12 protein-coding genes are annotated in these 12,596 nt (G+C 73.3%); 6 read left to right on the top strand and 6 right to left on the bottom strand.

Going from position 1 to position 12,596, the window contains the following annotated elements:
* Nucleotides 1–132 precede the first annotated feature (132 nt).
* The 3 genes from ACULK2_RS03610 to ACULK2_RS03600 all read left to right on the top strand — a co-directional run bounded on the left by ACULK2_RS03610 (nt 133) and on the right by ACULK2_RS03600 (nt 2,553).
* Nucleotides 133–576, top strand: a complete 444-nt coding sequence (locus ACULK2_RS03610) for a hypothetical protein (RefSeq protein WP_445968934.1) — start codon at nt 133–135, stop codon at nt 574–576.
* A gap of 122 nt (nt 577–698) precedes the next feature.
* Nucleotides 699–1,379: a hypothetical protein gene (locus ACULK2_RS03605; RefSeq protein WP_445968935.1), complete on the top strand. Its 681-nt coding sequence runs from the start codon at nt 699–701 to the stop codon at nt 1,377–1,379.
* A gap of 235 nt (nt 1,380–1,614) precedes the next feature.
* On the top strand, nt 1,615–2,553 hold the full coding sequence (locus tag ACULK2_RS03600) for a hypothetical protein (RefSeq protein WP_445968936.1): 939 nt from the start codon (nt 1,615–1,617) through the stop codon (nt 2,551–2,553).
* Here ACULK2_RS03600 and ACULK2_RS03595 read toward each other — a convergent pair.
* A complete protein-coding gene (locus ACULK2_RS03595; protein ID WP_445968937.1) occupies nt 2,546–3,421 on the bottom strand; it encodes a hypothetical protein in 876 nt (291 codons plus the stop codon). The two genes, ACULK2_RS03600 and ACULK2_RS03595, sit on opposite strands and share 8 nt — an antisense overlap.
* Nucleotides 3,422–3,621: 200 nt before the next feature.
* On the opposite strand from ACULK2_RS03595, the gene ectB reads away from it, so the two are divergent.
* Nucleotides 3,622–4,896: a diaminobutyrate--2-oxoglutarate transaminase gene (gene ectB / locus ACULK2_RS03590; protein WP_445968938.1), complete on the top strand. Its 1,275-nt coding sequence runs from the start codon at nt 3,622–3,624 to the stop codon at nt 4,894–4,896.
* A 23-nt stretch (nt 4,897–4,919) separates the two neighbouring features.
* Here the strand turns inward: ectB and ACULK2_RS03585 are convergent, their stop codons facing one another.
* Entirely contained in the window at nt 4,920–5,615 is a 696-nt protein-coding gene (locus ACULK2_RS03585) for a response regulator transcription factor (protein WP_445968939.1), read from the bottom strand.
* Nucleotides 5,608–7,743 (bottom strand): GAF domain-containing sensor histidine kinase, encoded by a 2,136-nt coding sequence (locus tag ACULK2_RS03580; RefSeq protein WP_445968940.1) that lies wholly within the window; start codon nt 7,741–7,743, stop codon nt 5,608–5,610. The genes ACULK2_RS03585 and ACULK2_RS03580 overlap by 8 nt, the downstream gene beginning before the upstream one ends.
* Before the next feature lie 198 nt (nt 7,744–7,941).
* Between ACULK2_RS03580 and ACULK2_RS03575 the strand changes: the two genes are divergently transcribed.
* The gene (locus ACULK2_RS03575; protein ID WP_445968941.1) at nt 7,942–8,424 is read left to right on the top strand and encodes a hypothetical protein; all 483 of its coding nucleotides are present in this window, start codon (nt 7,942–7,944) and stop codon (nt 8,422–8,424) included.
* Nucleotides 8,408–9,937, top strand: coding sequence for a multicopper oxidase family protein (locus ACULK2_RS03570; RefSeq protein ID WP_445968942.1), 1,530 nt, complete (start codon nt 8,408–8,410; stop codon nt 9,935–9,937). Before ACULK2_RS03575 ends, ACULK2_RS03570 begins: the two co-directional genes overlap by 17 nt.
* Before the next feature lie 12 nt (nt 9,938–9,949).
* Here ACULK2_RS03570 and ACULK2_RS03565 read toward each other — a convergent pair whose 3' ends face one another.
* The 3 genes from ACULK2_RS03565 to ACULK2_RS03555 form a co-directional block, all read right to left on the bottom strand.
* Nucleotides 9,950–10,747, bottom strand: coding sequence for an MBL fold metallo-hydrolase (locus ACULK2_RS03565; protein WP_445968943.1), 798 nt, complete (start codon nt 10,745–10,747; stop codon nt 9,950–9,952).
* An 11-nt stretch (nt 10,748–10,758) separates the two neighbouring features.
* The gene (locus ACULK2_RS03560) at nt 10,759–11,595 is read right to left on the bottom strand and encodes an alpha/beta hydrolase (RefSeq protein ID WP_445968944.1); all 837 of its coding nucleotides are present in this window, start codon (nt 11,593–11,595) and stop codon (nt 10,759–10,761) included.
* Between the two features lie 74 nt (nt 11,596–11,669).
* Nucleotides 11,670–12,494, bottom strand: coding sequence for an alpha/beta fold hydrolase (locus ACULK2_RS03555; protein WP_445968945.1), 825 nt, complete (start codon nt 12,492–12,494; stop codon nt 11,670–11,672).
* Between the last annotated feature and the right edge of the window lie 102 nt (nt 12,495–12,596).

Here is a 12,596-nt window from a genome sequence, read left to right as displayed (position 1 = left end):
GTCCTTTCGAATCGAACTGCAACACCAGAGTTGCATAACCCTCGCCGCTTTGCAACCGTCCGGTTGCATTTTCGGGACTCACGCGGGAAACCACTGATGCGGCCGCCTCGCGGCAGGCGTACCGTTCGCCGCATGAACGTGGAAGAGCCACGGCCCGACCGGACGCGGTCGGATGCCCCGACCACCGAGGCCCCGATTGCCGAGGCCGCGCGCCCCGGCCGGTTCCGAAGGATCCCGCTGTGGCTCCGCATCGCGGTGCCCGTCGCGCTGATGGTGATCGCCGCTGTGATCGCGGCCGCCGTGATCGCGGGGATCGTCGCGGCCGGATCCTCGCAGCCGGCCGACGCCGACTCCCTCTGCCGGTCCGCCGCGACCGCGCAGCTCGAGCGGCGCGGCCACACGGAGGTCCAGGTCGGGAGCACGTTGGATGAGACCGAGGCGGATGGCGCACTGCGCCTCTCGGGCACCGTCACCTTCATCGACGAGGACGGCGCGACGCACACCGCCCTCGTGCGCTGCGTCGTGCGTGGCGAGGGCGACGCGATGCGCGTGGCGAGCGTGCGCTTCTTCGACTGAACGTCACCGGCGTTCCCGAACGCCACGCCGATCTTCCGAGAACCGACCCATCCGCTCCCCCGGCCGCTCCGAACCCCCTGCACGGGCGCGACCCGACGCCCTCTGCGACAAGGGAGTACGACATGAGGAACGCACCACGCATCATCGCCGCGACGGCCGCCACGGCCGCGACCTTCGCCCTGGCCCTCGGCGGCGCGACCGCCGCGTACGCGGGACACGACTCCAACCCGTCCGACAAGGTCGCGAGCTACAGCTACAGCCTGGACGCCGTCCAGCCCGGCACCGTGCCGATGAGCGAGGCGAACGGCACCACCCGCGTGAAGGCGCTGCCGAACGGCAAGCTGCAGGTCACCGTCGAGGCCTGGGGGCTCTCGCCGAACCTGCCGCACGCCATGCACCTGCACGGCGTGCCGGGCGACGCGACCGACATGGCCTGCCCCGGACCCGCGGCGGCCGGTGGCGACGGGGTCGTCACCGTGCTCGACGGCGCCCCGTTCTACGGCGGCATCCTGACGTCGCTGACGTCGACGGGAGACGTCTCGCCCGCGAGCGCGCTCGCACTCGACCGGTTCGCGATGGCCGACGCGAGCGGCTACCTGTACTACCAGCGCACCTTCACGGATGCCGCCGGCTACGCCGACGCCGGCACCGTGCAGGTCGTCGTGCACGGCATCGACTTCGACGGCAACGGCATGTACACCTTCAACGAGGCCGACCCGTTCTCGAGCCGCTCGTCGTCGCTCGGCGCGGGCATCCCGCTCGAGGCGACCGTGCCGGTGCTCTGCGGAGGCGTCGCGAACTGACGCGCGTCGCGCGCACGACGCTCAGCGCGTATGGGCGCAGGGCGCGTCGCGCACCCGGCGCGCACAGGCGGCGGATGCCGCGGGGAGGGGGATCCCCGCGGCATCCGTTCGCGCACGTCCTGCGACGCGCGCCCGCAAGCCCTATCGGTCGCGCGGCATCCTTGCCAGACTGCCCACGAGTCGTCATGAAGCAGCACGCCGTCATGCAGCAGCACGCCAGGCAGGGAGGCCGCCGATGCCGCGACGCGTCACCATCCGGAACTTCGCCCGGGCCGAGTCCGCCCGCTGGTTCGCCGCCCAGTCGAGGCGCGTCCCCGTGAACCGCTTCCACCACGAGCGCGAGCCCGGCTCGGAGTCGGCGATCCGCCCCGACCCCGAGGTGCTCCACTCGCACGCCGTCGTCGACGTGAGCCGCCGGGCCACGGTGTCGCTCGCGCCGTCCGCCGAGTACCAGGCGGACGTGCTCGTCGACGAGACCCACCACGTGCTCGCCGTCCTGGGGCCCGGCGAGTCGGTGACCGTCGCGAACCGGGACCTCGCGCGCGGGACGCACCTGTACGTGCTCGGGCGCACCGGCGTCGAGGGCGGACTCGAACGCGCGCACGAGCTGCAGGACCTCCGCCGCATCGACGCCGCCACGGCGCATCCGTATCGGCGGAACCGCCACGACGAGGCGTCCCGCCGATCCCTCGCCGCCGGCCTCGTCGGCCGCGCCGCCGACGTGGACCTCACGGCGGCGTTCGGCGCGCGCGGCGAGACGGACCGCGACGCGCACCTCGTGGGCACGGCCGTCGGGTGGGGCAGCCTCCCGGCCGGGCACGGCGTCTACTTCGAGGCCGCGGCGACGAGCAGCGGATGCGACATCTGGACGTTCCCGCCACCGCCCGTCGATCCCGACCACGGGTCCTACTCCGTGGTGAAGTTCGACGACGCGGGCCGCCTCGACCCGGCGCACGCCGGCTTCACCGGCCGCGAGCTCATCCGCAACGGCGACGGCAGCATCAGCATCTGGTTCGGCGGCACCTCGTGCGCGGCACGCCCCAACGTGATCCCCGCGGTCGCGGGCGAGCGATTCCGGTACGCGATGCGCATCCGCCGTCCGCGCGACGCCGGAGCGGCACGCCGATACGTCGCCGCGCTGCGCGCCGACCGGCTCGAGACCGTGATCACCTGAGAAGCGCGATCAGCTGCAGACCGATCGCGCTCGCGACGAACCGCAGCCTCCGGTCGCCGAGCAGGTCGCCGACCCACCCGAACCGGCCGATGTCGACCACCTCGCGGAACTCCCCGCCACCCTCCCCGGGGGCGGAGTCGAAGCCGTATCCCACCCGCAGTCCGTCGTAGTACTCGCCGCCGAGCACCTCGCGATCGACCCTCACCTCCGGGAACTCCGCCGAGATTGCCGCGGCGACGCGATCGCCCAGGGCCGGCCGAGCGGGGTCGTCGCGCACCCTGACCCGTGCCCCGCCGACCGCGAATCCCAGGCGAGCGGATGCCGCGTCGATCACGCGTCGGTGCGCCGCGAGCTGCGCGACGACCGCGCGGACCTCGAACCCGTCCTCGGGCTCGGCGCGCCCGGCATCCGCGAGCGCGAAGAGCCGGAAGTGCCGGGTGTGCCCGCGGCCCGGCGGCACCGGCTGCATCCGGAGCGCCTGGTGCACCGTGCAGAGCCGCACGGTCGAGCCCGGCTCGGGCCTCAGCCGGCGCGCCGCCTCGAGCGCCAGCACGTTCGTCGGGTCGGAGACGACCTCGGCCCGGCGGATCGTCGACAGCACGCGATCCTGCGAGCTCGGCGCGAGCGCCGAGCAGACGCCGAGCGGCGCCACCGGCGAGAGCAGGACCGCGTCGTACTCCGGCGCCGACTCGAGGGCGAGCGCGTCGAGCGCCACGCTCGTGCGGAGGTCGACCGGCGATCGGACGACGGTCGCGTCATCCGCCCACTGGGCCAGCAGGTCGACCGGGCGGCGCCGCCCGGCGGCCTCGCGCGCCTCGGCGAGGAGCACGCCCCGTCGGTCGTGCGCATGGGCGTCGCCGGCCGTCATCGTCCCACCATGTCGCGCGGGCCGGCCGAAGGCAACCGTCGCCCACGGACCGGAGGCGACCCGCGGATGCCGTGGTGCGCGCCGGGCCCGACGCGGCGGGGGCGGGGCGGTCCGGCGAGCGGATGCCGCGTGCACGGGACTCCCGGACAGACGACGTAGTCTCGTCTCACCGTCCGTTCCTCGAGAGGAGTCGCCCTGCCATGAGCAGCGCCATCGCCCTGGATGTCTTCGACCGTCGCGAGTCGGAGGTGCGCGGGTACGTCCGCGCCTTCCCGACCGTCTTCGACCGGGCCTCGGGCTCGACGCTCGTCGACGCGGACGGCCGCGAGTACCTCGACTTCTTCGCCGGCGCGGGCGTCCTCAACTACGGGCACAACAACCCGGCGTTCACGCGCGCGCTCGTCGAGTACCTCGAGCGCGACGGCATCATCCACGGCCTCGACATGGCGACCTCGGCGAAGAAGGCCTTCATCGAGGCGTTCGAGCGGCTCGTGCTGGCGCCGCGCGGCCTCGACCACAAGCTGCAGTTCACCGGCCCGACCGGCGCCAACGCCGTCGAGGCGGCGCTCAAGGTCGCCCGCCAGGCGACCGGACGGTCGAGCGTCGTCGCGTTCACGAACGCCTTCCACGGCCTCAGCCTCGGCGGGCTCGCGGTGACCGGCAACAGCCACTACCGTCAGGCCGCGGGCGTCGGCCTCGACGACGTCGCGCGCCTCCCGTACGACGGCTACCTCGGCCCCGACGCCGACACGCTCGACCTGTTCGAGCGCATGCTCGACGACCCGGGCTCGGGCCTCGACCTTCCCGCCGCGGTCATCGTCGAGGCGGTGCAGGGCGAGGGCGGCATCAACGTCGCGAGCCCGGCGTGGCTGCAGCGCCTGCGCGCGATCACCGAGGCCCGCGGCATCCTGCTCATCCTCGACGAGATCCAGGCCGGCGTGGGCCGTACGGGTGCGTTCTTCGCGTTCGAGGAGTCGGGCATCGTGCCCGACATCGTGACCGTGTCGAAGTCGATCTCGGGGTCCGGCCTGCCGATGTCGCTCGTGCTGCTCCGTCCCGATGTCGACGTGTGGAAGCCCGGCCAGCACACCGGCACCTTCCGAGGCAACAACCTCGCGTTCGTGTCGGCGCGCGTCGCCCTCGAGACGTACTGGGCCGACGCGGCGTTCATGGACGGCGTCGCGGCGAAGTCCGCGATGCTGCGCGCCGAGCTCGAGGCGATCGCCGCCGAGCACCCCGAGCAGGGCTTCGTCGTGCGCGGCCGAGGCCTCTTCTACGGCATCGCCTGCGACGGCGACCGCACGCTCGCCGGTCGCGTCTCGAAGGCCGCGTTCGAGCGCGGACTCGTGATCGAGACCTCGGGCGCCCACGACGAGGTGCTCAAGTTCCTGCCGGCCCTCACGATCACGGAGGACGAGCTGCGGCGCGGCCTCACGATCGTGCGCGAGAGCCTTGCGGCGGTGCTCGCGGGCTGAGCAGGCCCGACGGGAGCGCGCGCCTACGGCGCGCCCGCTCCCTCCCCACCGCCGTCCTGCAGGAACGCCAGCACCGCCGCGACCCGGCGATGCACGCCGGAGTCGGGCAGTCGCAGCTTCGTGAAGATCGCGTTGACGTGCTTCTCGACGGTCGACGACGAGAGGAACAGCGCCTGCTCGATGCCGGCGTTCGTCCGTCCGCGCGCCATCTCGCGGAGCACCTCGAGCTCGCGCGGCGAGAGCGCCGCGAGCGGGCTCGACGCGGCCGCGCTGCGCCGTCGCACGAGCGCGTCGACGATCTGCGGGTCGATGACCGAGCCGCCGGCGCGCACCTCACGGAGCGCGTGCACGAGGTCCTCGAGGTCGCCGATGCGGTCCTTCAGCAGGTAGCCGAGCCCCGCCGACCCGCCCGCGAAGAGCGCGAACGCGTAGCTCTCGTCGGCGTGCTGCGAGAGCACGACGACGCCGGTGTCCGGCGAGGAGGCGCGGATGGCGTGCGCGGCCTCGATGCCCTCCATGTGGTGGCCCGGCGGCATCCGGATGTCGGTGAGCACCGCGTCGGGCGACATCCGCCGCACCGCATCGAGCAGTTCGGTGCCGTTGCCGACCGAGGCGACGACGTCGACCTCGCCCGAGTCCTCGAGGAGCCGTCGAACGCCCTCGCGCACGAGGTAGTTGTCCTCGGCGATCACGACGCGGAGCGTCCCGACGTCATCCACGGCCCTCACCCACCGGAAGTTCGACGAGCACCGTCGTGCCCGACGGGGCGTTCGGCGCGATCCGCATGGTTCCGCGGAGCGCCGCGACCCGGTCGCGGATGTTCGCGAGCCCGCCGTGCGACGACGTCGGCGCCGCCTCGGCCTCGTCGATGCCGCATCCGTCGTCGCTGATCGCGATGCGCAGCGTGCCGTTCCGCCGCGACAGCCCCACGCTCGCGTGGGCGGCGTGCGCATGCTTCGCGGTGTTGGCGAGCGCCTCGCGGACCACGTAGTAGGCCGTCGTCTCGACGTCGTCGGCGAACCGCTCGGTGCGGAGCGCGGCGTCGGCGTCGATCTCGAGCGGGATCGGGAACCGGGCGACGCCCGACTCGACCGCGGCGACGAGGCCGTTGTCGCTGAGCACCGTGGGGTGGATGCCGCGGGCGAGCTCCCGCAGGTCCGTCAGCGTCGCCCGCGCCTGGTCCTGCAGTTCCGACAGCTCGGCCGCGGTCAGCTCGCCGCGCTCGAGCCGATTGCGGGCGAGCCGGAGTGCGGCGATCTGGGCGACGACGTCCTGCTGGATGCCGTCGTGGAGGTCTCGTTCGAGCCGGCGCCGCTCGTCGTCCTGCGCCGCGACGAGCCGCTCGCGAGAGGCGGTCAGCTCGTCGAGCTGCGCGGCGAGTTGCGCGGCGAGCGCGACGTTGGCGACGGATGCCGCGGCCTGCCCGGCCACGGTGCGGAGCAGCGTCCGCTCGTCCTCCGAGTACTCGCCCCGACGGCGCGGCCCCACCTCGATGCGACCGAGCACCTCATCGCCGTGCACGAGGTCGCACGTCTCGGCGGGCTCGGACACGCCCGCGGGCGGACGGCCGGCGACGACGTCGGGCAGGGCTGCGCCGGGGGCCGCAAGGTGGTCGGCGGCGTCGCCGACGTGCTCGCCGGAGGTCGCGTTCGGCGACCCCTCCGATGGCGCACCGGCCGCGCCGTCCGTCGCCGCCACGTGGATGCGGACCCACGTGGCATCCAGCCCACGGCGGACCGACTCGGCGAGGCGGGCCAGCAGCTCGCGCGGCTCGCCCGCGTGCTCGAGCTGCGTGCCGAGGCGGGCCAGCATCTCGAGCTGCCGGTCGCGGTCGCCGAACAGGGCGCGGCGAAGGCGTCGCTGGAGCCAGGTGCGGACCGGGAGGAGTCCGATCGCGACCGCGGTGGTCGTGAGGACCGCCGGGACGGCCCGCATCGGCGGCGAGAGCAGCAGCGCCGGTGTCGCGACCGCGACGCCGTAGAGCACCGTGATAAGCAGGTTCGACGACCTCGCCACGAATCGCCCGCGGTCGCCGGGGGCGATGTCGAACGCGCCGTGGCGGAAGATGCCGTGGATCGCGACGATCGGCATCGCGAGCAGCGACGCGTAGACGAGCAGCTCGACGCCCCAGACGCCGGGCAGGAACGTCCACAGGATGAACGCGATGAGGGAGATGCCGACGGTGAGCGCGATGACGCGCGTCCCCGCTCGCACGTCCGGTGGGCCGAAGAGGGATCGAACGCCGAGCACGGTGAGTCCGGCCAGCACGGCGGGCCACGGCCAGAGCACCATCGACTCGACCAGGGGTGCGGCCCACTCGAGGGCCGGGACCGCGTACGGGTTGGGGATCCCCTCGCCGCTCACGCCGATGTAGGGCGACATCACGACGTGCGGGACCGTGAGCAGCGTCAGGAGCCCCGCGAGCAGCGGGAGCCAGACGAAGGCGGCCAGGACCCGCAGCCACCGGGGCGTCACGACGCCGTCGGGGAAGGTCGCGAGGAACGCGAGGAACGCGGCGGCCGACAGGCCGTCGGCCGTCAGCCCGCCGGCGTTGAAGAGCGGGAACCACGGCTCGGCCAGGATCTCGGTGTTGCGCTGGATGAACGTCTCGTACGCCGAGCCGAGGAGGAACCCGGTCCCCGAGAGCGCGACGAACACGGCCGTGAGCGAGGAGGACACCGTGAGCAGCCACATGCCGAAGACGAACAGCGGCAGCCCGCCGAGGATCGGCCACGCCAGCCCGTGGTCCGCGTTGCCCTCGATGAACCCGCGGACGACCACGACGTAGCCGAGTGACAGGACCCCGACCGGGCCGAGCACCGCCAGGCACACCCACCTGCGCTCCACGACTCCATGGTCCTCCTGTCACGGCCGGCGCGGGAGGGGGTCCTCCATGCCGGCCCTTGGAGGCTGGCCCCCAGCGGCCGTGCGGAGTGCCGCGACGCGCCATCCGGTTCCCCGCGATCCGGCCATCGGCCGGCACGACCAGCCTGAAGGGCGAGCGGATGCCGCGCCGGGCGGCCCGCACGAACCGGGAGTCATCTCATGCGCACGCTCTATTCCGGCCTCGCCTGGACCGTCGCGGGCGCCGTCGTCATCCAGGCCGCGGCCATCGCCTTCGCGTTCGGCGGCATGCTGAACCTCGTCGCCGAGGGCGGCGTCGTGGACACGGCGCTGCTCGAGAGCTTCCAGGCCGGGGGCGTCGGCGAGCTCGGCTTCCTGATCCACGGCGTCGTGGGCGGCATCCTCATCCCGCTCGTGGCACTCGTGCTGCTCGTCGTCTCGTTCTTCGCCGGGGTGCGCGGCGCCCGCCTGTGGGCCGCGATGACGTTCGCCCTCGTCGTGCTGCAGGTGACGCTCGGATTCTCGATCACCGACGTGCCGTACCTCGGGCTCATCCACGGCGCGAACGCCCTGGCGGTGGTCGCCGCGGCATCGATCGCAGCGCTCCGCGCCGGTCGGGCGCACCCGGCCCAGCCTGCCGCGACCGCTGCGGAGGGGACGAGGACCGATGCCGTCGCGGCGTGACCTCCTGCGGTGCGGCGTCGTCGGCGTCGCGGTCGTGACCGCGCTCGGCGCGGGCGCGCTCGCGTGGAGCTCCACGCTGCTCGGCGAGTACTCCGTCATGGACATGGGCGGCGGCCGCGGCGACGCCGCGCACGCGCACGGCGACGGGACGTCGGGCGGCGGCGCCTCGGGCGCGGCGGCGACCGGCGCCGGCGAGACGGCCCGCGGCGAGGTCGACGTGACGGGGCTGGTGGCGGACCCCGCCCGCCGGGCCGACGTGCAGGTCGACCTCGTCGCGCGCGCGCAGGTCATCGACATCCCCGGCGGACGCGCCGTCGAGGGGTACACCGTGAACGGCACGTCGCCCGGCCCAGAGATCCGGGCCCGCCAGGGCGACCTCGTCGAGGTGACGCTCGAGAACGAGTCGGTGCCCGCCGGCGCGACGCTCCACTGGCACGGCATCGACGTGCCGAACGCTGCCGACGGCGTGGCCGGCATCACGCAGGATGCGGTGCCGGTCGGCGGGCGGTTCACCTACCGCTTCGTCGCCGAGGACGCGGGGACCTACTGGTACCACTCGCACCAGGTGTCGCACGACCAGGTGGTGCGCGGGCTCCTCGGTGCGATCGTGATCGACCCGGCCGACCCGGCGGACGCCGCATCGGCCGACCACGACATCACGGCACTGCTGCACGTCTACGGCGGGCAGCACACCCTGAACGGCAGCACGCACGACGAACGCGTCCCGGCCGAGCCCGGCGAGGTGGTGCGTGTGCGGGTGATCAACACCGACTCCGGCACGGCCGCCGTCTGGTCGACCGAACCGGTTCGCGTGGTCGCGATCGACGGCCGCGAGGTGAACCGGCCGACCGACGTCGACGACCGCCGCATCCTCATCCCCGCGGGCGGTCGGGCCGACGTCGCGGTCACGGCGCCGCCGGACGGCAGCGTCGTGCGCCTGCGCACGGGCGGCGCCCGGAGCGTGCTCATCGGCGACCCGTCGGCGCCCGCGCCATCCGTCCCCCAACCGTCGGAGACGCTCGACCTGCTCGACTACGGCTCGCCGGAGCCCGGCGCCGTCGCGTTCGACGCGACCGCGCCCGACCGCAGCTACGAGTACGCGATCGGCCGGCGACCCGGTCTCATCGACGGCCGGCCCGGCTACTTCTGGACGATCAACGGCCGCATGTTCCCCGATGTGCCGATGTTCGAGGTCGCCGAGGGCGACGTGGTCGCGATGCGCATCCGCAACGACTCCGGGGAGGTGCACCCGATGCACCTGCACGGGCACCACGTCGTCGTGCTCGCGCGCGACGGGGTCGCGGCCTCCGGCAGCCCCTGGATCGTCGACTCGCTCGACGTGCGGCCCGGCGAGCACTACGACATCGCGTTCCTCGCCGACAACCCGGGCATCTGGAGCGACCACTGCCACACGCTGCAGCACGCCGTCGACGGGCTCATCGCGCACGTCATGTACGAGGGCGTCACGACGCCGTTCACGATCGGCCCCGAGTCCGGCAACCGGCCGGACTGAACGGCCCAGCCGCTAGACCGTGACGGGCTCGCCGTCGACGAGCCACCGCGCGCGTTCGCGCACCCCGGCAGGCGCGGAGTCGAGCGCGCGTCGCAGGCCGGCCTCCCCGTCGCGGAAGTGCGACCAGCCGTCGTAGTGGGCGAGGGCGGCCACGCGCGGCGACGCGATCGAGATGAGCTCGACCGCCTCGCGACCGTCCATCGTGTAGCGGAGGGGACCGGTCAGCCCGAAGCGCACGCCGCCGACGTTGACGATCGCCACGTCGACGTCGAGCGCGCCCGCGGCCCGTCGCAGCTTCGGATACAGCACCGAGTCACCGGTCACCCAGAGCGCCACGCGCGTCTCGCCCGCGCGCCGAACCGCGAAGCCGACGACCTCCCCGGCGATCGGCCGGCTGAGGGGAGGTCCGTGACGGCACGGCGTCGCGGTGAGCTCGAGGTCGTGGAGACCGGGTCGCGGCGCCGGCACGACCACGACCTCGCCCTCCGCGAGCCCGTCGATCGGCGGCCATCCGGCCGGCGTCCCGAGTCGCCCGGCCCCGCTCCGGGTGGTGACCACGCGCGCGGCCGTCGGGAGGAACGCGCGACCCGCGTCGTCGAGGTTGTCGGCGTGGTGATCGTGACTGACGAGCACCAGGTCGACGGGCCCGACCTCATCCGGCCCGAGCGCCGGCCCGAGTGTCTTCCGCGACGACGTCCCCCAGCCGAAGGAGTACCGCCGGCCGGGGGCGTCGAAGGTGGGGTCGATGAGGATGCGCCATCCGTCGAACTCGGCCAGCACCGTCGGTCCGCCGATCCTGGTCAAACGCATGTCGGCGCCCGTCAGGACTGCGGTACCGCGGCGGGCCGCGCGTGGGCGAGCGCCCACTCGAGCGCGTGGTCGGCGACCTCCTCCCAGCCGGGCTCCGCGCAGATCCAGTGCGAGCGGCCGGGGAACTCGACGTACTCGGTGATCGCCGGCGACTTGGCGTAGTGCTTCGCGTTCGACTTGTTCACCGACGGCGGCATGATGTGGTCCATCTCGCCGCCGATGAAGAGCAGCGGCGCCCGGTCCTTGGCGTAGTCGACCCAGGTCTCCTGCGCTCCGGGCTTGAAGTTCGCGATGAGCCCGTAGGCCCAGACCCAGTTGCCGGGCGCGGGGATGGCGAACTCCTGCCACACCGCGTCGGACTCCTCGCGCGTCAGCGTGTTCGCGAACGCGTAGTGGAACTCCTCGGGCGTGAACCCGACGGCCTTGTGCCGGTTCGCCGGGTTCTTCAACGCGGGGAACAGCGACTTCACCTGCGAGAGCGGGCTCACGCGCACGCCCTCGGTCGGCGCCGAGTCGACGACGACCGCCGACGCGCCGAGCCCGCGCGCGAGCAGCAGCTGCGTGAGCGTGCCGCCGAACGAGTGGCCCATGATGATGGGCGGCCTCGGCAGCGCCTCGATGACGCCGGCGAGGTGGTCGACGGTCTCGGGCACCGTGAGCTTCGCGATGAGGTCGGGGTTCTCGCGGAGGCCCTCCACCTCGATCTCGAAGCCCGGGTATCCCGGCGTGAGCACCGTGAAGCCCTTCGCCTCGAAGCGCTTCTTCCAGTTGCCCCAGCTGCGCGGGGTCATCCAGAGGCCGTGCACGAGCACGATCGTGTCGGGGGCGGGCGTCGTCTGGTCGGTCATGATGGCGGTCCTTCCGTGAGGTGGGGTGGATGCGTCGGGTCGGTCGGGTGAGGCGGATGCCGCGGCATCCGTTCTCAGGAGTCGATGAACGCGAGCAGGTCGGCGTGCAGCCGGTCGCGCTCCGTGTCGGGCAGGCCGTGCGCGCCCTCCTCGTAGACGAGGAGCGTGGCGCCGTCGACCATGGCGGCCGAGCGCCTGCCGCCCACCCCGAACGGAACGATCTGGTCGTCGTCGCCGTGGATCACGAGGGTCGGCACGTCGACCTTCGCGAGGTCCTCGCGGAAGTCGGTCGCCGAGAACGCCGCGATGCACTCGTACGCCGCGCGGTGCCCGCACGCCATCGACTGCAGCCAGAACGCGTCGCGCGTGCCCTGCGAGACGTCGTTGTTGCGGTTGTTGCCGAAGAACGGCCCATCGGCGAGATCCCGGTAGAGCTGGGAGCGGTCGGATGCCTCGCCGGCACGGATCCCGTCGAACACGTCGATCGGCAGTCCCTCCGGGTTGTCGTCGGTGCGGAGCATCAACGGCGGCACCGCCGAGACGAGCACGAGCTTCGCGACGCGCGCGCTGCCGTGGCGTCCGAGGTAGTGCACGATCTCGCCGCCGCCCGTCGAGTGGCCGACGAGCGTGAGCTCGGTGAGGTCGAGGTGATCGATGAGGCACGCGAGATCGTCCGCGTACGTGTCCATCTCGTTGCCGTCCCAGGTGCGGCTCGATCGGCCGTGGCCGCGGCGGTCGTGCGCGATGGCGCGGTGGCCGTGCTCGGCGAGGAACCTCGCGGCGGCGGCCCAGGCATCCGAGTTCAGGGGCCAGCCGTGGCTCAGCAGCACCGGGGTGCCCGCGGCACCCCAGTCGGTGTAGAAGATCTCGGCGCCGTCGTCGGCGGTGACGTAGGGCATGGCGGCCTCCCGGGTGCATCGATTCCATCGGATGCCTCGATGCTCGCGCCGAGGCCGGCGTCACCGAACCACGTGGTTCGCGTAGTCGCGACGACGTGGCGA

It is taken from the genome of Agromyces molybdatiresistens, assembly GCF_052748445.2.
The sequence above is the reverse complement of the archived record's forward strand: the minus strand, read 5'-3'. Positions and strand labels throughout refer to the sequence as shown.